At 57.7% G+C, this 23,569-nt stretch carries 23 protein-coding genes; 20 read left to right on the top strand and 3 right to left on the bottom strand.

Going from position 1 to position 23,569, the window contains the following annotated elements:
- Positions 1-25 precede the first annotated feature (25 nt).
- From AUK77_RS10515 to pdxJ, 8 genes are all read left to right on the top strand, one after another.
- A complete protein-coding gene (locus tag AUK77_RS10515) occupies positions 26-1,459 on the top strand; it encodes a DegQ family serine endoprotease (protein ID WP_296129238.1) in 1,434 nt (477 codons plus the stop codon).
- Positions 1,460-1,606: 147 nt separating this feature from the next.
- Entirely contained in the window at positions 1,607-3,406 is a 1,800-nt protein-coding gene (gene lepA, locus AUK77_RS10510; protein WP_296129235.1) for a translation elongation factor 4, read from the top strand.
- Between the two features lie 5 nt (positions 3,407-3,411).
- Positions 3,412-4,266, top strand: a complete 855-nt coding sequence (lepB, locus tag AUK77_RS10505) for a signal peptidase I (protein ID WP_296129233.1) — start codon at positions 3,412-3,414, stop codon at positions 4,264-4,266.
- Between the two features lie 109 nt (positions 4,267-4,375).
- On the top strand, positions 4,376-4,753 hold the full coding sequence (locus AUK77_RS10500) for a DUF4845 domain-containing protein (RefSeq protein ID WP_296129230.1): 378 nt from the start codon (positions 4,376-4,378) through the stop codon (positions 4,751-4,753).
- Positions 4,750-5,439 carry a ribonuclease III gene (gene rnc, locus AUK77_RS10495; protein ID WP_296129227.1) on the top strand — a complete coding sequence of 230 codons (690 nt, stop codon included), beginning with the start codon at positions 4,750-4,752 and terminating at the stop codon, positions 5,437-5,439. The genes AUK77_RS10500 and rnc overlap by 4 nt, the downstream gene beginning before the upstream one ends.
- Entirely contained in the window at positions 5,432-6,334 is a 903-nt protein-coding gene (gene era / locus AUK77_RS10490) for a GTPase Era (protein ID WP_296129224.1), read from the top strand. Before rnc ends, era begins: the two co-directional genes overlap by 8 nt.
- Before the next feature lie 44 nt (positions 6,335-6,378).
- A complete protein-coding gene (gene recO, locus AUK77_RS10485; protein WP_296129222.1) occupies positions 6,379-7,077 on the top strand; it encodes a DNA repair protein RecO in 699 nt (232 codons plus the stop codon).
- Positions 7,070-7,816, top strand: coding sequence for a pyridoxine 5'-phosphate synthase (pdxJ, locus tag AUK77_RS10480; protein WP_296129219.1), 747 nt, complete (start codon positions 7,070-7,072; stop codon positions 7,814-7,816). The genes recO and pdxJ overlap by 8 nt, the downstream gene beginning before the upstream one ends.
- A gap of 86 nt (positions 7,817-7,902) precedes the next feature.
- On the opposite strand, the gene cmoB is transcribed toward pdxJ, so the two are convergent.
- From cmoB to AUK77_RS10465, 3 genes are all read right to left on the bottom strand, one after another.
- Positions 7,903-8,871: a tRNA 5-methoxyuridine(34)/uridine 5-oxyacetic acid(34) synthase CmoB gene (gene cmoB / locus AUK77_RS10475; RefSeq protein ID WP_296129217.1), complete on the bottom strand. Its 969-nt coding sequence runs from the start codon at positions 8,869-8,871 to the stop codon at positions 7,903-7,905.
- Complete coding sequence (gene cmoA / locus AUK77_RS10470) at positions 8,868-9,644, bottom strand: carboxy-S-adenosyl-L-methionine synthase CmoA (protein ID WP_296129392.1); 777 nt, start codon at positions 9,642-9,644, stop codon at positions 8,868-8,870. Before cmoA ends, cmoB begins: the two co-directional genes overlap by 4 nt.
- Before the next feature lie 85 nt (positions 9,645-9,729).
- Positions 9,730-10,128, bottom strand: a complete 399-nt coding sequence (locus AUK77_RS10465) for a protease inhibitor I42 family protein (RefSeq protein WP_296129214.1) — start codon at positions 10,126-10,128, stop codon at positions 9,730-9,732.
- Between the two features lie 337 nt (positions 10,129-10,465).
- On the opposite strand from AUK77_RS10465, the gene AUK77_RS10460 reads away from it, so the two are divergent.
- The 12 genes from AUK77_RS10460 to fliI all read left to right on the top strand — a co-directional run bounded on the left by AUK77_RS10460 (position 10,466) and on the right by fliI (position 23,566).
- Entirely contained in the window at positions 10,466-11,218 is a 753-nt protein-coding gene (locus AUK77_RS10460) for an AraC family transcriptional regulator (protein WP_296129211.1), read from the top strand.
- Between the two features lie 221 nt (positions 11,219-11,439).
- Positions 11,440-12,111: a methylamine utilization protein gene (locus tag AUK77_RS10455; RefSeq protein WP_296129208.1), complete on the top strand. Its 672-nt coding sequence runs from the start codon at positions 11,440-11,442 to the stop codon at positions 12,109-12,111.
- The gene (locus AUK77_RS10450) at positions 12,095-14,437 is read left to right on the top strand and encodes an EAL domain-containing protein (RefSeq protein WP_296129205.1); all 2,343 of its coding nucleotides are present in this window, start codon (positions 12,095-12,097) and stop codon (positions 14,435-14,437) included. Before AUK77_RS10455 ends, AUK77_RS10450 begins: the two co-directional genes overlap by 17 nt.
- The gene (locus tag AUK77_RS10445; RefSeq protein WP_296129201.1) at positions 14,434-15,291 is read left to right on the top strand and encodes a DUF3034 family protein; all 858 of its coding nucleotides are present in this window, start codon (positions 14,434-14,436) and stop codon (positions 15,289-15,291) included. The genes AUK77_RS10450 and AUK77_RS10445 overlap by 4 nt, the downstream gene beginning before the upstream one ends.
- A gap of 2 nt (positions 15,292-15,293) precedes the next feature.
- Positions 15,294-15,713, top strand: a complete 420-nt coding sequence (locus AUK77_RS10440) for a group 1 truncated hemoglobin (protein ID WP_296129196.1) — start codon at positions 15,294-15,296, stop codon at positions 15,711-15,713.
- A 475-nt stretch (positions 15,714-16,188) separates the two neighbouring features.
- Entirely contained in the window at positions 16,189-17,676 is a 1,488-nt protein-coding gene (gene putP / locus AUK77_RS10435) for a sodium/proline symporter PutP (RefSeq protein WP_296129194.1), read from the top strand.
- Between the two features lie 285 nt (positions 17,677-17,961).
- Positions 17,962-18,180, top strand: coding sequence for a VF530 family protein (locus AUK77_RS10430; RefSeq protein ID WP_296129192.1), 219 nt, complete (start codon positions 17,962-17,964; stop codon positions 18,178-18,180).
- A gap of 98 nt (positions 18,181-18,278) precedes the next feature.
- Entirely contained in the window at positions 18,279-18,608 is a 330-nt protein-coding gene (gene fliE / locus AUK77_RS10425; RefSeq protein WP_296129189.1) for a flagellar hook-basal body complex protein FliE, read from the top strand.
- A 15-nt stretch (positions 18,609-18,623) separates the two neighbouring features.
- Positions 18,624-20,405 (top strand): flagellar basal-body MS-ring/collar protein FliF, encoded by a 1,782-nt coding sequence (gene fliF / locus AUK77_RS10420; RefSeq protein ID WP_296129187.1) that lies wholly within the window; start codon positions 18,624-18,626, stop codon positions 20,403-20,405.
- Positions 20,398-21,414 carry a flagellar motor switch protein FliG gene (fliG, locus tag AUK77_RS10415; RefSeq protein ID WP_296129185.1) on the top strand — a complete coding sequence of 339 codons (1,017 nt, stop codon included), beginning with the start codon at positions 20,398-20,400 and terminating at the stop codon, positions 21,412-21,414. Before fliF ends, fliG begins: the two co-directional genes overlap by 8 nt.
- A 3-nt stretch (positions 21,415-21,417) precedes the next feature.
- Positions 21,418-22,218: a flagellar assembly protein FliH gene (gene fliH, locus AUK77_RS10410; protein WP_296129183.1), complete on the top strand. Its 801-nt coding sequence runs from the start codon at positions 21,418-21,420 to the stop codon at positions 22,216-22,218.
- Positions 22,208-23,566 carry a flagellar protein export ATPase FliI gene (fliI, locus tag AUK77_RS10405; RefSeq protein WP_296129180.1) on the top strand — a complete coding sequence of 453 codons (1,359 nt, stop codon included), beginning with the start codon at positions 22,208-22,210 and terminating at the stop codon, positions 23,564-23,566. Before fliH ends, fliI begins: the two co-directional genes overlap by 11 nt.
- Positions 23,567-23,569 lie beyond the last annotated feature (3 nt).

Below are 23,569 nucleotides of genomic sequence, written 5' to 3'. Positions count from 1 at the left end.
TTTTGCTGGCCTGATGGGGAGTTATATGTCGAAGCTAGGATTGAAATCGTCGTTGTCTGCAGTGCTTGCCGTATTGCTGTTAGGGCAGGTGCTGGTTGCTCAGGCAAGCCTGCCTGATTTCACCGAGTTGGTTGAGCAGGCTTCGCCTGCGGTGGTGAATATCAGTACCCGGCAAAAAATGCCGGAGGGCAGCGTTGCCAGCAATGGCCAGCAGAACATGCCAGACCTTGAAGGTCTGCCGCCAATGTTCCGAGAGTTTTTCGAGCGCAGTATTCCGCAGATGCCGCGTGCCCCCGGCGGCGGTCGCCAGCGTGAAGCGCAGTCGTTGGGGTCAGGCTTTATCATCTCGGCAGATGGTTATGTGCTCACCAACAACCATGTGATTGCCGATGCCGATGAAATCATCGTGCGTCTATCGGATCGCAGTGAATTGGAAGCCAAGCTGGTTGGCACTGATCCCCGCAGCGATGTGGCTTTGCTAAAAGTAGAAGGCAAAGGCTTACCAACCGTAAAGCTCGGCAAGTCTGAAGAGTTGAAGGTGGGTGAGTGGGTATTGGCCATTGGCTCGCCCTTTGGTTTTGATCACTCGGTAACCGCCGGCATTGTCAGTGCCAAGGGCCGCAGCCTGCCCAATGAAAGCTATGTGCCGTTTATTCAAACTGATGTGGCGATCAATCCCGGTAACTCCGGTGGCCCCCTGTTCAACTTGGCAGGTGAAGTGGTCGGCATCAATTCGCAGATTTTTACCCGCTCTGGCGGCTTTATGGGGCTGTCATTTGCCATTCCTATGAGCGTAGCCATGGATGTGGCTGATCAACTCAAAGCTGATGGCAAGGTCAGCCGCGGTTGGTTGGGTGTGGTGATACAGGAAGTGAATAAAGATTTGGCCGAATCCTTTGGCCTGGATAAGCCCGCTGGCGCGCTGGTGGCTCAGGTGATGGAGGAGGGCTCAGCTGCCAAAGGCGGTTTGCAGGTGGGTGATGTGATTCTTGCCCTCGATGGCAAGCCCATCATCATGTCAGCGGACCTTCCGCACTTGGTGGGCGCGCTCAAGCCGGGTAGCAAGGTTGAGTTGGATGTTGTCCGCGATGGTTCGCGCAAGTCGCTCAAATTAAGCATTGGCGCCTTGCCCGAAGACGGCGAAGTGGTGGCTGGTGCGGCGCCAGGGATTGAGCGCAGCAGCAACCGTTTGGGTGTGAAAGTGGTCGAGTTGACCGCTGAGCAGAAGAAGAGCCTGGACCTCAAAGGCGGTGTTGTTATCTCCGAGGTGCAGGAAGGACCGGCGGCAATGATTGGTCTGCGTCCGGGTGACGTGATTACGCACCTGAACAATCAGGCCATCAATTCTGCCAAGACCTTTACTGAAGTGGCTCAGGCATTGCCGAAGAATCGTTCGGTCTCCATGCGCGTATTGCGCCAGGGGCGTGCCAGCTTTATTACCTTCAAACTGGCTGACTGACGCGATCAGTAACGAATAAGGGCGACTTCGGTCGCCCTTTTACATGGGCTCACACCGTGCTCTGGGTGACGTGTCAGTCGGCTTTCGGGTACACTTCGCGGCTATTTTCGGCGGGCAATCGCCTGCGACCTTTTTGAGTGTTGATCCGTGAGTGATTTGAGTCATATCCGCAATTTCTCCATCATCGCCCACATTGACCACGGCAAGTCGACCCTGGCTGACCGTTTCATTCAGATGTGTGGCGGCCTGGCTGATCGTGAAATGGAAGCCCAGGTGCTGGATTCCATGGATCTTGAGCGCGAGCGCGGGATCACCATCAAGGCGCACAGCGTCACTCTGTATTACAAGGCCAAAGACGGCATCACCTATCAGCTGAACTTCATCGACACCCCCGGGCATGTGGACTTCACCTATGAAGTCAGCCGTTCCCTGGCGGCCTGTGAAGGTGCGCTGTTGGTGGTGGATGCCGGTCAGGGCGTGGAAGCGCAGTCGGTGGCTAACTGTTACACCGCCATCGAGCAGGGCCTTGAGGTCATGCCGGTGCTGAACAAAATCGACCTGCCCCAGGCTGATCCGGATCGGGTCAAGGAAGAAATCGAAAAGATCATTGGTATCGACGCCACGGATGCCGTGACCTGCAGCGCCAAGACTGGCTTGGGCGTGGATGAAGTGCTTGAGCGTCTGGTGCACACGATTCCGGCCCCGACCGGTGATATCGAAGCGCCGCTGCAGGCGCTGATCATCGACTCTTGGTTCGACAACTACTTGGGTGTGGTTTCCTTGGTGCGTGTTCGCCATGGTCGGATCAAGAAGGGCGACAAGGTGCTGGTGAAATCCACCGGCAAGATCCACCTGGTCGATAGCGTGGGCGTGTTTAACCCCAAGCACACCGCCACGGCTGACCTGAAAGCCGGCGAAGTGGGTTTTATCATCGCCAGTATCAAGGACATTCATGGCGCTCCTGTGGGCGACACGCTGACCTTGGCAGCCACCCCGGATGTGGAAGTGCTGCCGGGCTTCAAGCGCATTCAGCCGCAGGTGTATGCCGGCTTGTTCCCGGTCAGTAGCGATGATTTCGAAGATTTTCGCGATGCGCTGCAAAAGCTCACGCTGAACGATTCGTCCCTGCAATACACCCCGGAAAGTTCTGATGCGTTGGGCTTTGGCTTTCGCTGCGGCTTCCTTGGCATGTTGCACATGGAGATCATCCAGGAACGCCTGGAGCGTGAGTACGATCTTGACCTGATCACCACCGCGCCAACGGTGATTTTCGAGTTGCTGCTCAAAACCGGCGAGACTATCTACGTCGATAACCCGTCGAAACTGCCAGATTTGTCGTCGATTGAGGACATGCGCGAGCCAATCGTGCGCGCCAATATTTTGGTGCCGCAGGAGCATCTGGGTAACGTGATTACCCTGTGTATTGAGAAGCGCGGCGTGCAACATGACATGCTTTTCCTCGGTTCGCAGGTACAGGTAACGTATGACCTGCCGATGAACGAAGTGGTGCTCGACTTCTTTGACCGTCTGAAGTCCACCAGCCGCGGTTATGCTTCGCTGGACTACCATTTTGATCGCTACCAGTCGGCCAATCTGGTCAAGCTCGATGTGCTGATCAATGGTGACAAGGTCGATGCCCTGGCGCTGATCGTGCACCGCGACAATGCGCACTACAAAGGGCGCCAGTTGACCGAAAAAATGAAAGAGCTGATCCCGCGGCAAATGTTTGATGTGGCTATTCAAGCTGCAATTGGTGGGCAAATCGTGGCGCGGACAACCGTCAAAGCGTTGCGTAAAAACGTATTGGCCAAGTGCTATGGCGGCGACGTTAGCCGTAAGCGCAAGCTGCTTGAAAAGCAGAAGGCCGGTAAGAAACGGATGAAGCAAGTGGGTAACGTGGAAATTCCACAAGAAGCCTTCCTTGCTGTACTGAGGTTGGATAGCTAAGGCTTATGTCGATCAATTTCCCGCTGTTGCTGGTTATCGCTGTCGCCGTCTGTGGCGCACTGGCTTTATTTGACCTGATCTTCCTGGCACCGCGCCGGCGGGCAGCTATTGACACCTACCACCAGCAGGTCAGCGCGCCTGATGCGAGTGTGGTCGAGAAGCTCAATAAAGAACCGTTGCTGGTGGAATACGGCAAGTCGTTCTTTCCGGTGCTGGCCATTGTGCTGGTGCTGCGCTCGTTTCTGATCGAGCCGTTCCAGATCCCGTCGGGCTCGATGAAGCCAACTTTGGAAGTGGGCGACTTCATTCTGGTGAACAAGTTTGCCTATGGTATTCGCCTGCCGGTGCTGGATACCAAAGTGATCGAAGTGGGTGACCCACAGCGTGGCGATGTCATGGTGTTCCGCTACCCGAGCGACCCGAACATCAACTACATCAAGCGTGTGGTTGGCCTGGCGGGCGATCGCATCGCCTACAGCAGTGATAAACGCCTGACCATCAATGGTCAGCCTGTTGCAGAGCAATTGATTGGCGATGAGCCTGGCACGCTCGGCAGCGCTAAGCTTTACACCGAAAAGCTCGGTGAGGCTGAGCATCAGATTCGCAAAGAAATGCAGCGTTACCGTATTGAGCCAGGCCGCGAGTGGGTGGTGCCGCAAGGGCACTACTTCATGATGGGCGATAACCGTGATAACTCCAACGACAGCCGCTATTGGAACGATCCAGCTATTCCTAAAGAGTTGTTGGGCATGGTTCCAGACCAAAATATTGTCGGTAAGGCTTTCGCAGTCTGGATGAGTTGGCCAAGCCCTAAGTTGAGCAACGTGCCCAACTTCTCTCGCGTGGGCTTGATCCACTGATTGGACTGATCAGTCCGCGGCCTCTGTCAAATCAAAGGCCGCGGGCTACTTTCATAGAGTCTGTCGCACGCCTTGATGGCGTTAATAACATTCGAATTTGGGGACATCGATGAAGTCTATGCATTCGCAAAAAGGCATGTCGCTGCTGAGTTGGTTGCTTGTGCTGGGTCTGGTGGCGTTCTTTGCCAGTGCGGCATTTAAAGTGCTGCCGCATTACTTCGACAACATGGCGCTGGAGAAACTGATCACCTCAGTTGAAACCGATAAGGCTGCCAATGTTCGTTCGATCAACGAGTTTTATGGCCATGTCAGCAAAGGCATGCAGGTCAACAGCATTCGTGACCTGAACCTGCAAGACGCGCTGAAAGTGAAGATGGAAAACAACGAGTTTCGTGCACACTTGAAGTATGAAAAGCGCGAGCCCTTGATTGAAAATATCGATCTGGTTGTGCGTTTCGATAAAGAATTTCGTGTGCGCATGCCGTGAGTACTTCGTTAGCCCGTCTTGAGCGACAGCTCGGTTATACCTTCAAAGACCAGGAATTGATGATCCTGGCCCTGACCCATCGCAGCTTCGCCGGTCGTAACAACGAGCGGTTGGAGTTTCTCGGTGATGCGATTCTCAACTTCGTTGCCGGTGAGGCGCTGTTTGAGCGCTTCCCCCTAGCGCGAGAAGGTCAGTTGTCACGCCTACGTGCCCGCTTGGTCAAAGGCGAAACGTTGGCAATCCTGGCGCGCGGTTTTGATCTGGGCGAGTACCTGCGCCTCGGCTCTGGTGAGCTGAAAAGCGGCGGTTTTCGCCGTGAGTCGATCCTTGCCGATGCCTTGGAAGCGCTGATTGGCGCGATATATCTGGACACCGGCATGGAGGCGGCGCGCGAGCGCGTGTTGGCTTGGCTGACCACGGAGCTGGAAAGCCTGACGTTGGTCGACACCAACAAAGATCCGAAAACCCGCCTGCAGGAATTCTTGCAGTCACGCGGGTGTGAACTGCCACGCTATGAAGTGGTGGATATTCAGGGTGAACCGCACTGCCGCACCTTTGTTGTGGAGTGTCAGATCGCCTTATTGAACGACAAAACCCTGGGCCAAGGTGCGAGCCGGCGTATTGCTGAGCAAGTGGCTGCGGCTGCCGCGCTGATTGCGCTGGGTGTGGAGAATGGCAATGACTGATTTACCCGTTACACGCTGTGGCTATGTCGCCATCGTCGGCCGGCCCAACGTGGGCAAGTCGACACTGCTTAACCATATTCTCGGTCAGAAGCTGGCGATCACCTCGCGCAAGCCGCAGACCACCCGCCACAACATGCTCGGCATCAAGACCGAGGGTGAGGTGCAGGCCATCTACGTCGACACCCCCGGCCTGCATAAAAACAACGAGAAAGCGCTGAACCGCTACATGAACAAGAACGCCTCGTCGGCCCTCAAAGACGTCGATGTGGTGATTTTTGTGGTGGATCGCACGCGCTGGACTGATGAAGACCAAATGGTTCTGGAGCGTATCCAGTATGTTGAAGGCCCAGTCATTCTGGCCATCAACAAGACCGATCGCATCGAAGACAAAGCCGAACTGATGCCGCACCTGGAGTGGCTGGCCACCCAGTTGCCGAATGCCGAGATCGTACCGGTATCCGCTCAGCACGGGCATAACCTCGACACCCTGGAAAAACTGGTCGGTGAGCGTTTGCCTGAAGGTGTGCACTTTTTCCCGGAAGATCAGGTCACCGACCGCTCCAGCCGCTTCTTCGCCGCCGAACTGGTGCGCGAGAAAATCATGCGTCAGCTGGGTGCCGAACTGCCGTACCAGATCACCGTGGAAATCGAGGAATTCAAGCGCGACGGGCGCATCCTGCATATCCACGCGCTGATTCTGGTAGAGCGCGACGGGCAGAAGAAAATCATCATTGGCGACAAGGGTGAGCGCATCAAGCGCATTGGCCAAGAGGCGCGCAAGGATATGGAAGTGATGTTCGACTCCAAAATCATGCTCAACCTCTGGGTTAAGGTCAAAAGCGGCTGGTCGGATGATGAGCGCGCCCTGCGTTCCCTGGGTTACGACAACATCTGAGTTACCTTCGGGCGCGTTCTTGCGCCCGTTTTGCGAGTAAGCCAATGCTTGCCCCCAGTCAGCCTGCCTATGTTCTGCACAGCCGTGCCTATCGCGAAAGCAGTGCGCTGGTCGACTTCCTCACCCCGCAGGGTCGCCTTCGTGCAGTCATGCGTGGGGCGCGAGGAAAAGCTGGCAGCCTGGCGCGGCCCTTTATTCCGTTGGAAGCTGAGTTTCGTGGCCGTGGCGAACTGAAGAATGTCAGCCGCCTCGAGGCGGGTGGTATTCCCAATCTGTTGATGGGTGAAGCGCTGTTCAGTGGCCTGTACCTCAACGAGTTGCTGATTCGCGTATTGCCCGCCGAAGATCCGCATCCGGCGATTTTCCAGCACTACGCCCTGACAGTCTTGGCGCTGGCCGAAGGCCGTGCGATTGAGCCTTTACTGCGTTCTTTTGAATGGCGTTTGCTCGATGAGCTGGGCTATGGTTTCGCTCTGGATCTGGACAGCCAAGGCCAACCCATTGCCGAGCAGGGGTTGTACCGCCTACACGCTGAAACCGGGCTGGTGCCGGTTGGCCAGTTGCAGCCGGGGATTTTTCAGGGGGGCGAGTTGCTGGCCATGGCCGCTGCCGATTGGGCCGTACCTGGTGCTTTAGCTGCCGCCAAACGCCTTATGCGCCAAGCACTTGCCCCTCATTTAGGCGGTCGGCCACTGGTCAGCCGCGAATTGTTTATGACGCTCAAGGAGCCAAGCCGTGACTGATGCCAATCGTATTCTGCTGGGTGTGAACATCGACCACGTCGCCACCCTGCGCCAGGCCCGTGGCACGCGTTACCCGGACCCAGTGAAAGCCGCGCTGGATGCAGAAGAAGCCGGTGCCGACGGCATTACCGTGCATCTGCGTGAAGACCGCCGGCATATCCAGGAGCGCGATGTACGCCTGCTCAAAGACCTCATGCAAACCCGCATGAACTTCGAGATGGGCGTGACCGAGGAAATGCTCGCTTTCGCCGAAAGCATTCGCCCTGAGCACGTTTGCCTGGTGCCGGAAACCCGCCAGGAGCTGACCACTGAAGGCGGCCTGGATGTGGCAGGGCAGGAAGAGCGGATTCGTGCAGCGGTCGAGCGCCTGAGCAAGATCGGCTGCGAAGTGTCGCTGTTTATCGACCCGGACCCGCTGCAGATCGAGGCCTCAAAACGCGTTGGTGCACCGGCCATCGAGCTGCACACCGGGCGCTATGCCGATGCGCATACGCCAGAGGAAGCCGCGCATGAGTTGGCGCGGATTCGCGACGGCGTAGCCTGCGGTCTGCAGCACGGGTTGATCGTCAATGCCGGGCACGGCCTGCACTATCACAACGTCGAGCCAGTGGCCGCGATTGCCGGGATCAATGAGCTGAACATCGGTCACGCCCTGGTAGCGCATGCGCTGTTTGTTGGCTTTAAGCCGGCTGTGGCGGAGATGAAGGCGCTGATTATTGCGGCGGCCAATCGCGGCTGATCGAGAGCTTAGTTGTAGGATGGGTTGAGCGCAGCGATACCCATCTCTTGGAGCGATGGGTTACGTCGCTACGCGTCTAACCCATCCTACGGTTTGCGCGCGATCAACACCGCACGGCTTGGTGCCGGTAGCCCTTCGATTGTGCGGCTATGGTCAGCCGGGTCGAGGAATTCCGGCAGTGACTGGAAGCGCATCCACTCGGTCGAACGCTGTTCGTCGACGCTGGTGGTGCTGACATCTACGCAGCGGATGTCGACGAAGCCGGCGCGGCGTAACCACAACTCCAGCGCGGGCACCGAAGGCAAAAACCAGACGTTGCGCATCTGCGCGTAACGGTCTTCGGGCACCAGTACTTGCTGCGCATCGCCTTCGACCACCAAGGTCTCCAGCACCAGTTCGCCGTCTTTTACCAGGCAGTCCTTGAGGTCGATCAAGTGATCAATGGGCGAGCGGCGGTGGTACAGCACGCCCATGGAGAACACCGTGTCGAAGCCTTGCAGCTTGCCGGGCAATTCCTCGAAGGCCAGTGGTAGATGCCAAGCTGGCAGGTCGGGCAGGTAGTTCTTCATCGCCAGAAATTGGCAGAGGAACAGCCAGTTAGGGTCGATGCCGACCACGCTGCTTGCACCTGCGCCGAGCATGCGCCACATGTAATAGCCGTTGCCGCAGCCGACATCCAGCACGCGCTTGTTTTTGAGATCGAGGTAGGGCGCGACCCGCTGCCATTTCCAGTCCGAGCGCCATTCGGTGTCGACGTGCACGCCGAACAGATGAAACGGTCCCTTGCGCCACGGGATCAAGCCCTGCAGAGCGGTGTTCAGGGCGGCGCGGGTGCTGTCGTCGCATGGCCCGTTGAAGCTGAAGCTGTGCAGCAGTTCCAGCTGTTCGACGCTCAGTTTCGGTAGGGCCTGCACCGCACCGTACCAGCGCGGCAGGTCGCCATGACCGATGGCCAACTTTGCGTCAATTTGTCCGGGCAAGTCGGCTGACCATTCTTGCAGTGGGGTGCCGGCCAGAGTGGCTTGCAGGGCATCGAGGTCGAGGCGGTTGATCATGGCAGGGCAATCATCGAGGCGAAGTTAAGGCATTGGAACCACGGCACTACCTGGCTGAAGCCGGCTGCCAGCAGACGTTCGCGGTGTTGTTCGAGGCTATCGGGGAGCATGACTTTTTCGATGGCGCTGCGCTTTTGCGCAATTTCCAACTCGCTGTAACCGTTGGCGCGCTTAAACGCGATGTGCAAATCGCCCAGCAGCGCGTGCTGCTGAGCATCTTCGAACTGCAGTTTTTCCGAGAGAATCAGTGCGCCGCCGGGCAGCAGGGCCTGGCGAATGCGGCTGAGCAGTTCGAGGCGTTGTTCGGGCTGAATAAATTGCAGGGTGAAGTTCAAGGCCACCAGCGAGGTGGGCTGGAAGTCGAGGCTGAGGATGTCGGCTTCGATCACCTCGACCGGCAATAACTCCTGAAACATCGAGTCCTGAGCATGCAGGTATTCGCGGCAGCGCTCGACCATGGCACTGGAGTTGTCCACGGCGATCACCCGGCAATCGGCAATCTGTACATGCCGGCGCAGTGCTTGCGTCACGGCGCCCAGCGAACTGCCAAGGTCATAGAGAACACTGTGCGGTTGGGCAAACTGCCCCGCGAGCACGCCAATGTTCTCGACAATGGTCGGATAACCCGGCACTGAGCGCTTGATCATGTCGGGGAAGACCCGCACCACATCTTCGTTGAACACGAAGTCCGGCACCTGGGCCAGGGGTTGGGCGAAAAGACGGTCGGGCTGTTTGCTCACGATGGCTGCGCACTGGTCGAGAAAGCCGGGCATTTTAGCCAAGTGCGCGGCATAGCCAAACGTTGATTGCAGCTATTGGTCGCAAATTTACCCGCAGCCCCAGTTAATTACGCAGCACTTACTTGGCTTTAAGCGTGCAGGTAAAGCGCTGCGCGGGAACCACGCCGACTTCCCAGGGGCGCTCATAGGTCAGGCTGAGTTGGCCTTCCCCGGCTGCCACGACGTTGAAGCGCCAGGTGGAGATGCCGCTGCTGCCGACCAGGCCTGTGTCTTCGGGGTTGCTGTAGACCTCGGGGCCAAGGCTTTTTAACACCTGCGGCGCGGCATCTCGCATCAACCAGCGGAACCCGGTCGTTGGGTTGCTGGGCAGGCGCAGGATGAATTGCTGGCCAACATGCAGCTCTAGTGGGCATTTGCTCTGGTGTTTCTGGTCGAGGGTTACGCTGTTGGGTTTTTGCGCGCAGGCGCTGAGAAGTGCGGCGAGGCTTAACAAGGCTGTGAGGCGCAGAACGAGCATGATTGGCTCCAGCAGAGGTTTAGGTTGCCAGCATAGCGACAAGATCGCGCGTATGGGCGTTCGTGCCGTGCTAATTGAGTGATTTAAGCGGGCCATTTAACGCACGCAGGCTATCTGCAGGGTGTTTGCTGCAGACTCTGTATTGACCGTATCGCTCATGCAGGGCGGTAGTGGTTGAGTGTGTGGTTGCTGCTTTATGGGTTGCACCTCACTTGGTTTGTCGCCTCTGATTAAGCAGCATGGTGCGCCGTAGTGAGATGTCCTTTTGTCGTGCGGGCTGCAGTTTTAGTGGTTAAGCGAGTAAAGTTGCACCTTTATTTGCAGGGGTTGCACCGCAATGTTTAACGCCCGCCTGATGCGTCTCGATGACCAGGCCCATGAACATACCCACGACCATCATCAGGTGGTGTTGTCCTTGGCTGGGCGCGCCGAGTTCGAGGTCAACGGCCGTGGCGGTGAAGTCTGCCGCATGCGTGCGTGCTTGGTTCCTGGGGATGCCGATCACCAGTTTGCCGGGATGGGCGACAACCGCATGCTAATCATTGATCTGGATGAGGAGGGTGCCTCCAGTTCAGACCTGCAAGTGTTGACCCGCCTGTTTGAAATGCCGCGTTATCCGCAACTGGATGCTGATTTTCAAAACTTGTTGAGCTACGCCGGTGCCGAGTTGCAGCGCTACGGCACCGATCCTTTTCTCGGTCGTGCTTTGGGCGGCGTATTGCTGCGTGCTTTGCACTTGCGCCTGTTCGGCGAACCGCAGGAGCGTGTTGCCGGCATGCTCAATGTGGAGCGCCTTGACCAGTTCATCATCAATAACCTCGCGCGACGTATCAGCGTTGCCGAGTTGGCCCAAGTGGCGTGTTTGAGCCCGAGTCATTTCCATGCTCAGTTCAAGGACAGTGTGGGCCTGACGCCTCATCAATATTTGCTCAAAACACGCCTAGACCGTGCCGCCCGTTTGCTGCGTGAAAGCGGCCTGCCATTGATACGGATTGCCGAGGAATGCGGTTTTTCCAGCCAGAGTGCTTTGACTACAGCCATGCGCCGTTACCTGGGTTTAACGCCCAAGCGCGTGCGGGGCGCTGATTAACCTGCGCGTGCGCTTATCCGAGCACATGCCATGGCATTGAGTCGGCACCGTGGTGCTGTCCAAGTGGTTGGTTTTTCTCTCTTTAAGCCGGTGTGCCGATTGCACAGCACAGGCGTCCCTACGTACTCTTCGGTCACTGGCCAGCTAATGTTTACCCGGCTGTTGCCCGGTTAAGCTGCTGGCGTGCGCATGCACGTTTTTTTTTGATGTGAGTGGTGTTTATGAAGAAGTCGTGGGCATACCCGCTGCTGGCCCTGTTTCTAGCAGCGCCTTTACAGGCCGCCAATCTGCAGGCTGAAGTGGTGGATAGCCAAGGCCGGCCATTGGCCAATGCGGTTGTGAGCCTGCGCAATGACGCCTTGGCAGCCTCGGCGCCTGCTTCGGCAGTCATTGATCAGCGCGCGCAGCAATTTGCGCCAAGCGTCTTGGCTGTGCGGGTCGGGACGGCTGTGTCGTTTCCCAACAGCGACAACATTCGTCACCACGTTTATTCCTTCTCGGCAGCCAAGCGTTTTGAGCTTCGCCTGTATCAGGGCACACCCAGCGAACCGGTTGTGTTTGATACCCCAGGCGTGGTGGTGCTCGGTTGCAATATCCATGACTGGATGGTGGGTTATGTCTACGTCACCGATGACCCTTGGTTTGCCGTCACCGATGACCAGGGCCGTTTGCGCATTGATGACTTACCAGCAGGGCGTTACAGCGTCAGCTTATGGCATCCGCATATCGCCGAGATGCTGCCGCAGTCGGCTGCCGACGTGAACATTGGGGAGCAGGCCACAGCGCAGCGCTTCACCATAGCCGTGCAGGTAGCAGCGGATGCGATTGCCCCGTCGCCACCCACCAATTCCTTCGGGGATGCATTCAAGAAGGCCCTTGATGCTGCGCAATAGTTTTCAGGCGCGAATCGCCGGCGTACTCGTGCTGCTGCTCTTGGTGGTGGTGGGGGCGCTGTATGTGGCCGTGCAAACCGCCACCAATGCCGCCGTGCGCAGCCAGGCGCGTGAGCAGTTGGATGTCGGCAGTCTGGTGTTCCAACAGCTACTCGAAGTGCGCGGCCGCCAGTTGCATGACGCGGTGCAGGTGATGGCCGCCGATTTTGGCTTCAAGGATGCGGTGGCCAGCGGCGACACTGAGACGATTCGCTCGGCGCTGGCCAATCACGGCGCACGAATCAATGCCGATGTCATGATGTTGCTTGATCTGAACGGTAATCTGCAGATCAGCAGCGATCGCAAAATCACCGCTGAAACAGCGCGGCGTCTTAGCTCTCAAGTTGCGAAGCGGCAGAGGGCAGGTATCCAGATTTTCCTGATACCGATTGGCGACAGTATTTACCTCTTGGTGAAAACCGCCGTCAGCGCCCCCTTGCCGATTGCCCGGGTGATGATGGGCTTTGCAGTTGATGATCAATTTGCCGCCGAATTGCGCGAGCTAACCCACCTCAACCTGACCCTGCGAGCGACCCAGACAGATTTGCCGGATATCTGGATCAGCACGTTGCCTGCGGCACAGTTGGCGCTCTTGCAGGCGCACATCGCTCAGGGTAACGATGAAGCCCTGCAGGTTATGGGTGATGAGGCCTACCTCAATCAGGCGTTGGTGTTGGCCAGTGGTGCGGATTTCAAAGTGCAGGCGCTGCTACACAAATCGCTGAACCAGGCGCAAGAGGCCTTTGCCCCTCTGGATCGCGACATTCTGTTAATTGCCCTCGCCGCGTTGATGGCTTCTCTGGGCGGCGCGCTGTTGCTCGCCCGTTCGGTGTCAAAACCCGTCCAGCAACTGGCGGCCGTGGTTGAGCGTGTGGGGCGGGGGGATTATCAGGTCGACCTGAACATGCGGCGCTCAGATGAGCTGGGTCGTTTGGCGGCGGCATTCAAGACCATGCAGCAGGCGATTGCCGAGCGTGAGCGGCAACTGGCGCATAACGCCTTGCATGACCCGCTGACAGGTTTGCCCAACAGGCCTTTGGCCCTTGAGCGACTGGGCAGCGCGATGACGGCGCAGCGACCGACTGCTCTGCTTTATCTCGGCGTGGCCAATTTTCGCGCAATCAATGAAAGCCTCGGGCCGCAGGGCGGCGATCTGGCTTTGCAGCAACTGAGCCAGCGCCTGCAAGGCATGTTGCGTCCCGGCGACAGCGTGGCGCGGATTATTGGTGATGAGTTTCTGCTGCTGCTGGAAAACAGCGACAGCGACAGCGCCGTGGGCGTCGCTGACCGGGTGCAGCAAATGCTCCTCACGCCCTTGCGCGTGGGTGTGCATGATTTCACCCTGGAATGCCGCATGGGCATTGCCAGCTACCCCGAAGACGGCAATGCGCCTGAAGAACTGCTGCGCCGTGCGACCATTGCCATGCAGGATGTCGCAGGCTCGGGCAGTTATCTGCAGATCTACCAGCGCGGGCGTGATGCCGATCAGCAGCGGCAAATACAGCTGATTCGCGATTTACGACACGCGCCGGAGCGGGCCGAGTTGCAGTTGCACTATCAACCCAAACTGGATTTAGCCAGCGGCGTGGTACGCCAGGCGGAAGCCCTGTTGCGTTGGCAGCACCCTGAGCTGGGCATGGTTTCGCCGGGGGAATTCATTCCCCTGGCCGAGCGCACTGGCAGCATTCAGTTGCTGACTGCCTGGGTCATTGAGGAGGCGGTACGTCAATTGGCGCAATGGGCGCGCAACGGCTTGTGGGTTCAGGTCTCGCTGAACATTTCCACTGACGATCTAATCGACCCGCAGTTGCCGGAGCGGGTCAATCAATTGCTGCGTGATTATCAGGTGCCCTCTGAGCAGCTGATCTTCGAAATCACGGAGAGCGGCGTCATGCTAAACCCCGAGAGCGCTCTGCAGGTGCTGCATGGTCTGCGTGAGTGCGGCGTCAGCCTGTCGGTTGACGACTTCGGCACAGGTTATTCCTCTCTGGCCCAGCTCAAGCGCATGCCGGTACAGGAGTTGAAAATTGATCAGTCATTTATCCGCGATTTGGATGATGGCAGTGAAGACTCGGTCATCGTGCGCTCGACCATCGAAATGAGTCACAGCTTGGGGCTTAAAGTGGTGGCTGAAGGGGTGGAGTATGAGCGCAGCTTGCACCTGCTTAAACGCTGGCAGTGCGACAGTGTTCAGGGCTATCTGATCAGCCGGCCGTTGCCGGCTCAGGCATTTGCAACTTGGATGAAACAGCGGGCTGAAACCAACATTGGCGAGGTGAGCGAATGAGAAAAATCCTGCGCACAGCCGCCGTGCTTTCGGCCCTTTTAGCCAGTTCAAGTTGGGCAGATGGCCGCTTACTGGCTACAGGTGGTGCCAGCAGTATCGAAGGTGCTGCCGGTGGCGGTATCACCCCGTGGGCGGTGTTGTCCGGTTATGGCGAGCGTGGCGAATGGGGCGCGGATGTGTTTGCCACCCGCGTGGAAACGGGCGATTACCGCTTGGACGTGGCCGGTGTTGGCGTGGCATTCGACAACCGCATCGAGCTGTCCTATGCACGGCAACGGTTCGATCTGGGCACCCTGGCGCGCGACCTGAATCTGCCGGAAAACAGCCTGAGTCAGGATGTTTTTGGCCTTAAAGTGCGCCTCTTCGGCGACCTTATTTACGATCAGTTACCGCAGGTTTCGCTGGGCATCCAGCACAAGCGGCAGAAAGATTTTCTGATTCCCAGCCTGATTGGCGCACAGCGCAGCGAAGACAGCGAGGCCTACCTGACGGCCAGCCGCCTGCTACTGGGCGGGGCCTTTGGATATAACCTGCTGATCAATGGCGGGGTGCGTTACAGCCGGGCCAACGAGTTGGGGCTGTTGGGTTTTGGCGGCGACCGCCGTGATCGTCATTCGCTCCTGAAAGAAGGTTCGCTGGCCGTGCTGTTCAATCCGCACTGGGCGCTGGGCATTGAGTACCGCGAGAAGCCCGATAACCTGAGTTTTGCCGGGGAGAGTGACTGGGCGGACGTGTTTGTCGGTTATTTCCCCACTAAAAATCTGGCGCTGGTGCTGGCTTACGCCCGACTGGGCGAAATTGCCACGCTGGATAATCAGGACGGGGTGTATCTGTCTGTTCAGGGGAGCTTCTGAGTATGCGCGCGTTACTACTGGCGGTTGTCCTCAGCCTCGCGGCGTGCGCTCAGCAACCACCGAAGGATGACAGCCTTTACCGCGCTTTGGGTGGGCAGGCCGGCATTACGCGCATTGTTGAAGGGATGCTGCTTAACATCGCCGCCGACACACGCATCGTGCGCCACTTTGAGAAGATCGACATCGTGCGCCTGCGCGACAAACTGGTCGAGCAGTTCTGTGTTGAAGCCGGCGGGCCGTGCGTTTACACCGGCGACAGCATGGAAGAAAGCCATAAAGGGCAAAACCTGACCCCAAGCGACTTCAATGCGCTGGTAGAAAATCTTCAGGCCGCCATGACGGCCCAAGGTGTTGCCATCCCCGCGCAAAATCGTTTGCTGGCGCGCCTTGCACCTATGCGCGCGCAAGTCATCGACCGTTAGGCGTCCTGACCCTCGCCTGATACCCGCTTAAACCGAGCCGATAAGCGTCTTATGAACCTTCCCTGGCGGGCAGTAAGTTCCGTGCTTGGAGGTTTTTGCAAAAACTCCAGAGTTTTTTGTAAGAAGCTGTGATGCGTCTGCCACTAAATTCCGTTCTCGCTTTGTCCGGAGTGCAGTTTTTGCCAACACCCGAACGCTGCCAGCGCGAGCCGAAAGGACGTTGCTTGGTAAATACGTGATTGGCGCGGCGGTGAAGAGCCCTGAGCACTTCACTTAAATGCCCGCATCGTTAATGCGTCAGGTAATTAAAGGGACGTTTGCCGGTCAACTGAGTGGCAGTGGCTTCGCGTTGGTTTCAACACTCACCGTGTTGAACAAGATGCAGAGGCCGTTTGCCATTTATGTATGAAATTTCATGCGGGTAACTGGGTTGTTCCAGTTGCCGTTATAACAACAATCAAGAGGGGAGCCCCCAATGACTGCAAATACCCCGATGCTCATCACGTTTGTGGTGTACATCGCGCTGATGGTGATGATCGGCCTGTTCGCTTACATGCGTACCAAAAATCTATCCGACTACATCTTGGGCGGTCGCAGCCTGGGTAGTTTTGTCACCGCGTTGTCGGCTGGCGCATCGGACATGAGTGGCTGGCTGCTGATGGGCTTGCCCGGTGCCGTGTATCTGTCGGGCTTGTCTGAAGGCTGGATTGCCATCGGGCTAATTGTGGGTGCTTACCTGAACTGGTTGTTTGTTGCTGGCCGCCTGCGCGTGCAGACCGAGCACAATGGCAATGCCCTGACCTTGCCCGATTACTTCACTCACCGCTTTGAAGACAGCAGCCGCTTGCTGCGCATCTTCTCGGCGTTGGTTATTTTGGTGTTCTTCACCATCTACTGCGCATCGGGCGTGGTAGCAGGTGCGCGGCTGTTTGAAAGCACCTTCGGCATGTCGTACGAGACAGCGCTGTGGGCCGGTGCAGCAGCAACCATCGCTTACACCTTTATCGGTGGTTTCCTGGCGGTTAGCTGGACTGACACCGTGCAAGCCACGCTGATGATTTTTGCCCTGATTCTGACGCCTATCGTGGTGATCATTGCCACCGGTGGAGCGGATGCAACGTTTGCGGCGATTGAGCTGAAAGATGCCACCAGCTTCGACATGCTCAAAGGTGCCAGCTTTGTCGGTGTGGTTTCATTGCTCGCTTGGGGGCTTGGCTATTTTGGTCAGCCGCACATCTTGGCGCGCTTTATGGCTGTTGATTCGGTGAAATCCATTGCCGCTGCTCGTCGCATCTCCATGACGTGGATGGTGCTTTGCCTGGGTGGCGCAGTCGCTGTTGGCTTCTTTGGCATCGCTTATTTCTCTGCCAACCCCGAGCTTGCTGGCCCAGTTGCCGAGAACCCAGAGCGTGTATTCATTGAACTCGCCAAGCTGCTGTTTAATCCTTGGATTGCCGGCATTCTGCTCTCGGCCATTCTTGCCGCTGTCATGAGCACCCTGAGCTGCCAGTTGTTGGTGTGCTCGAGTGCGCTGACCGAGGATTTTTACAAAGCGTTCCTGCGCAAAGACGCTTCGCAGGTTGAGCTGGTGTGGGTTGGTCGTGGCATGGTGTTGCTGATTGCAGTGGTCGCAATCCTCCTGGCCGCTAATCCAGAAAACCGCGTGTTAGGTTTGGTGTCCTATGCATGGGCGGGTTTCGGTGCTGCCTTTGGTCCGGTGGTGATTCTTTCGCTGGTATGGAAGCAGATGACGCGTAATGGCGCGTTGGCAGGCATGTTGGTGGGCGCACTGACAGTGATCCTGTGGAAAAACTTCCTCGGCCACCTGGGCCTTTACGAAATCATTCCTGGATTCATCCTCGCCACCCTCGCCATCGTTGTATTTAGCAAGATCGGCAATGGCCCTTCGGCCAGCATGATTAAGCGCTTTGACGACGCTGAGAAAGAATACCAATCGGCGTAATGGCTGAGATTTACAGCAACTGGCTGGTCGCTCAGTTGCTGCGCGAGTGTGTTTCGCGTTGATGTGCGTGTGACCCGATAGTGCTTCGCCGGCCCCCACATAGCGTGTTGGGCCGGCTTTTTTTTGGCCGCTTGGCGGGGTAGTTGCTGTCCGGAGCCGCCTCAGGTTGATGTCAGCTTGGTCCCGGTGTGCCTGCATTCAAGTGCCTGTGGAGCTTTCGATTGTTCGCCAGCTTGGCTAAGGTGGCGGGGTTTACATTAACCACGTTGTTCGCACAGGTTCTGCATGACTCAGTCACCCAAAAATCCCCTGCATGGCGTTACCCTCGAAGCCATTCTCACCGCCTTGGTTGCCCAGTACGGTTGGGATGAGCTGGCACAGCGCATTGATATTCGCTGCTTTAAAAGCGACCCGAGTATTAAGTCCAGCCTGACGTTTTTGCGTAAAACGCCTTGGGCGCGGGAGAAGGTCGAAGCGCTGTACGTGCGCACCCTCGGTCGCTGATAGACCCAAAACCATCCGTTCAGAAATTTGGCACCCTTGTTGCAAAGACTCCACAAACGCCGCGAAGCGTCAAAAAACCGCGGCCAGTGGAGGTAATGATGAGCCAAGGTGTTGAATTCAATCGTCTGATGCTTGAGATGCGGTCCATGCAGGCTGAAGCCATGGCGCGTCAAAAGCCTGTGATCAGCACGCCAGAAGTCGGCGCACCGAGCTTTTCTGAAATGCTCGGTCAGGCAGTCAACAAGGTGAACGAAAACCAGCAAGCCTCCAATAAGCTGGCCACCGCCTTTGAAATGGGCACAGGTGGCGTTGATTTGACGGATGTGATGATCGCTTCGCAGAAAGCCAGCGTTTCCTTCCAGGCCATGACCCAGGTTCGTAACAGGCTGGTCCAGGCGTATCAAGACATCATGCAGATGCCGGTTTAAGGGTGGAGCTGAATCATGGCTGAAGCCGCCGCTGCAAACGTACCTGCCACTACCGGTGGCGATGAGCCGAAAAAACCGCTGTTCGGCCTGACTTTTCTGGAAAACCTGGCCGACATGTCGATGTTGCGTCAGATCGGCTTGCTGGTGGGCTTGGCCGCTAGCGTGGCCATCGGTTTTGCTGTGGTGCTGTGGTCGCAGCAGCCGGATTACCGACCGCTGTATGGCAGCCTTGATGGTATGGATGCATCGCAGGTGATGGAGACGCTGGCGGCTGCGGACATCAAATACACCGTCGAACCCAATTCCGGCGCTTTGCTGGTCAAAGCCGATGATCTGGCGCGTGCGCGCATGCGCCTGGCTGCCGCTGGCGTATCACCGCGCGACAATAGCGTGGGCTTTGAAATTCTCGATCAAGAGCAAGGCTTGGGTACCAGTCAGTTCATGGAAGCCACACGTTACCGCCGTGGCCTTGAGGGTGAACTGGCGCGCACGGTATCGAGCCTGAACAACGTCAAAGCGGCGCGGGTTCATTTGGCTATTCCGAAAAGCTCGGTGTTTGTGCGTGATGAGCGCAAACCTAGCGCCTCGGTGTTGGTTGAACTGTATTCCGGGCGGGGGCTGGAGCCCAGCCAGGTTATGGCCATTGTTAATTTGGTTGCCAGCAGCGTGCCTGAGATGGACAAGTCACAGGTGACTGTCGTGGATCAGAAGGGCAACCTGCTCTCGGATATTCAGGAAATGTCCGAGCTGACCATGGCCGGCAAACAGTTTGACTACAGCCGCCGTATGGAGAGCCTGTTTACCCAGCGCGTGCACAACATTCTGCAGCCTGTGCTGGGGTCGGGCCGCTATAAAGCCGAGGTGTCGGCAGACGTGGACTTTAGCTCTGTGGAGTCCACTGCGGAGATGTTCAACCCAGATCAGCCGGCGCTGCGCAGCGAGCAGCAAGTCAACGAGCAGCGCACCAGCAGCCAGCCGCCGCAAGGCGTGCCAGGCGCAGTGGCTAATCAGCCGCCAGGTGCTGCGGGTGCGCCTGAGCAAGCGGGTACGGCGGCCCCGCCGGGCGCGGTAGCGGCTGGCCAGCCATTATTGGATGCTAACGGTGAGCAGATCATCGACCCTGCAACGGGTGTCGCCATGCTGGCACCTTATCCGGCTGATAAGCGTGAACAGTCCACCCGTAACTTTGAGCTTGATCGCTCGGTCAGCTACACCAAGCAACAACAAGGGCGTCTGCGTCGTTTGTCGGTGGCGGTGGTGGTCGATGATCAGGTCAAAATTGACGCCGCCACGGGTGAAACCACCCGCGTCGCGTGGAGCACTGAGGACTTGGCGCGCTTTACCCGTTTGGTGCAGGACTCGGTTGGCTTTGATGCCTCGCGTGGTGACAGCGTAAGTGTGATCAATACGCCGTTCACGGATGCGTTGGGTGAAGAAATCATCGATATCCCGTTCTACACCCAGCCCTGGTTCTGGGACATCGTCAAGCAAGCGATGGGTGTGCTGTTTATCCTGATTTTGGTGTTTGGCGTGCTGCGCCCTGTGCTTAACAACATCACCAACGCGGGCAAGTCCCAAGACGGTGGTCGTGGCGGCGATGTTGAATTGGGTGAAATGGGCGCGTTGGGCGGCGATCTGGCAGACGACCGTGTCAGCCTGGGCGGCCCGCAAAGCATCCTCCTACCGAGTCCGAGTGAGGGGTATGATGCGCAACTAAACGCCATTAAGAGCCTGGTTGCCGAAGACCCGGGTCGGGTGGCCCAGGTTGTGAAAGAGTGGATTAACGCCGATGAGTGATAATCGAACCCCCGCTAAGTTGACCAAGGTTGATAAAGCCGCGATTTTGCTGCTTTCGCTCGGTGAAACCGACGCGGCGCAGGTGCTGCGTCACCTCGGGCCCAAAGAAGTGCAGCGCGTGGGTGTGGCCATGGCCGGCATGCGCAATATCCAGCGCGAGCAGGTTGAACAGGTGATGGGGGAGTTCGTCGATATCGTCGGCGATCAGACCAGCCTGGGCGTGGGGGCCGATGGCTATATCCGCAAGATGCTGACTCAGGCCCTGGGCGAAGACAAAGCCGGCAGCCTGATCGACCGTATTCTGCTCGGTGGCAGCACCAGCGGCCTGGACAGCCTGAAGTGGATGGAACCGCGCGCCGTGGCGGATGTGATCCGCTACGAGCACCCGCAAATCCAAGCCATTGTGGTGGCCTATCTGGACCCTGATCAGGCTGGTGAAGTGCTCGGGCATTTCGACCACAAAGTGCGGCTGGACATCGTGTTGCGGGTATCGTCGCTGGAAACCGTGCAGCCGGCAGCGCTGAAAGAACTCAACGATATTCTTGAACGGCAGTTCTCTGGCAGCGCCAATACCTCACGCGCCGCGCTGGGTGGTGTCAAACGTGCAGCGGACATCATGAACTTCCTCGACAGCTCGGTTGAAGGCCAGTTGATGGACTCCATCCGCGAAGTCGACGAAGACCTGTCCAGCCAGATCGAAGACCTTATGTTTGTCTTCGACAACTTGGCCGATGTGGACGATCGAGGCATTCAGGCGCTCATGCGCGAAGTGTCGTCGGATGTGCTGGTGCTGGCACTTAAAGGTGCCGACGAAGCGATCAAGGAAAAGGTCTTCAAAAATATGTCCAAGCGCGCGGCCGAGCTGTTGCGCGACGACTTGGAGGCCAAAGGCCCAGTTCGCGTCAGCGATGTGGAAACCGCGCAGAAGGAAATTCTCACCATTGCCCGGCGCATGGCCGATGCCGGCGAAATCGTCTTGGGCGGTAAGGGTGGCGAGGAAATGGTTTAACTTATGTCCAGCAAAGAGCCGCCCAGTGAGCTGATTCGCGCCAAGGATCTCAAGGGCGTAGATCTCTGGGCATTGCCTAGCTTTGATCCCCACGTTGAGGCTCCCGAGCCAACTGAACCGGAGCCGGTGCCTGAGTCGACAGAAGAGACACTTCTGCAGGCAGAGAGCGAAGAAGTCGCCTTAGAAGACGTCAAGCCTTTGACGTTGGACGAGCTGGAAGCTATTCGCCAGGATGCTTACAACGAAGGCTTTGCCACCGGCGAGAAAGACGGCTTCCATGCCGGTCAGTTAAAAGCCAAGCAGGAAAGCGATACCGCCTTAGCCGCTAAAATGGTCGGCCTTGAACAGCTGATGACGCAGTTATTTGCCCCTATCGCCGAGCAGGATCAGCAGCTTGAAGAGGCCATGGTGACGCTGCTCGGGCAGATGGTGCGCCAGGTGATTCAGCGAGAGCTGGCCAGCGATTCCAGTCAGATTCGTCAGGTTCTTGGCGAAGCGCTCAAGCTGTTGCCCATGGGGGCCGGCAATATACGTATTCACGTTAATCCGCAGGATTTTGAACTGATCAAAAGCATGCGTGAGCGCCATGAAGAAAGTTGGCGAATCCTTGAAGATGCCTCGCTGCTCCCGGGCGGTTGCAGGGTTGAAACTGAACTCAGCCGTATTGATGCCACAGTAGAAACCCGCCTCAATCAGGCCCTCAAGCAATTGTTTGAGCAGCAGCGCGAGCAGGTCAGCCACCCGCAGGAGCCTGATCTGCACCTCGACCTCGACGCCGCAGAGGCCAGTCCGGATGCGCCTTGAGCGAGTGAGTTTTGCCAAGCGCCTGGCCGGTTATCACGAGGCTGTGCAATTACCTACTCAGCCGCTGGTTGAAGGCCGTCTGTTGCGGATGGTGGGCCTGACGCTGGAGGCCGAAGGGCTGCGTGCGGCCTTGGGCAGTCGCTGCCTAGTGATCAACGATGACAGCTATCACCCGGTGCAGGTCGAAGCCGAGGTGATGGGCTTCTCCAACGGCAAAATCTTTTTGATGCCCGTCGGCAGCCTGGCCGGTATCGCCCCCGGTGCCCGCGTGGTGCCGCTGCCTGATACCGGCCGCCTGCCCATGGGCATGTCCATGCTCGGGCGGGTATTGGATGGCACTGGTCGGGCGCTGGATGGCAAAGGCGGCATGAAGGCCGAAGACTGGGTGCCGATGGAAGGCCCGACCATCAATCCGCTCAATCGTCATCCCATCAGTGAACCCCTTGATGTGGGCATTCGCTCAATTAATGGCCTGCTGACTGTAGGGCGTGGTCAGCGTCTGGGCTTGTTCGCAGGCACCGGTGTAGGTAAGTCGGTGCTGCTGGGCATGATGACGCGCTTTACCGAGGCCGACATCATCGTGGTCGGCCTGATTGGCGAGCGGGGCCGAGAAGTTAAAGAATTTATCGACGAGATTCTTGGTCAAGAGGGCATCAAACGGGCGGTGGTAGTGGCTTCACCCGCCGATGATGCACCGTTGATGCGTTTGCGCGCGGCCATGTACTGCACGCGTATCGCCGAGTATTTCCGCGACAAAGGTAAAAATGTCCTGTTATTGATGGACTCGTTGACTCGTTTTGCCCAAGCGCAGCGGGAAATCGCCCTGGCCATTGGCGAACCGCCCGCGACCAAAGGCTATCCGCCGTCGGTGTTCGCTCGGTTGCCGAAACTGGTTGAGCGCGCCGGTAATGCTGAAGCCGGTGGTGGCTCGATTACCGCGTTCTACACGGTGCTGAGCGAGGGCGATGATCAGCAAGATCCCATCGCCGATGCGGCGCGCGGCGTGCTAGACGGCCATATCGTGTTGTCACGGCGGCTGGCCGAGGAGGGGCATTACCCGGCTATCGATATTGAAGCCTCAATCAGTCGAGTGATGCCACAAGTGATCAGCCCGGATCATTTGCGTCAGTCTCAACGCTTCAAGCAACTGTGGTCGCGCTATCAGCAGAGCCGCGATTTGATCAGCGTGGGGGCCTACGTCGCCGGTGGTGATGCCGACACTGATCTGGCGATTGCTCGCCAGCCTGCCATGGTCAAGTACCTGCGTCAGGGTCTGCAAGACAACGAGAGCCTGGTCAACAGTCAGGTGCAACTGGCTGCCGTCTTCAACCCTGCTGCTGGAGGTTAATTC

Source organism: Pseudomonas sp. Ga0074129 (assembly GCA_001465025.1).
GTDB lineage: Bacteria > Pseudomonadota > Gammaproteobacteria > Pseudomonadales > Pseudomonadaceae > Aquipseudomonas.
This window is presented reverse-complemented; position numbering and strand designations above follow the sequence as displayed.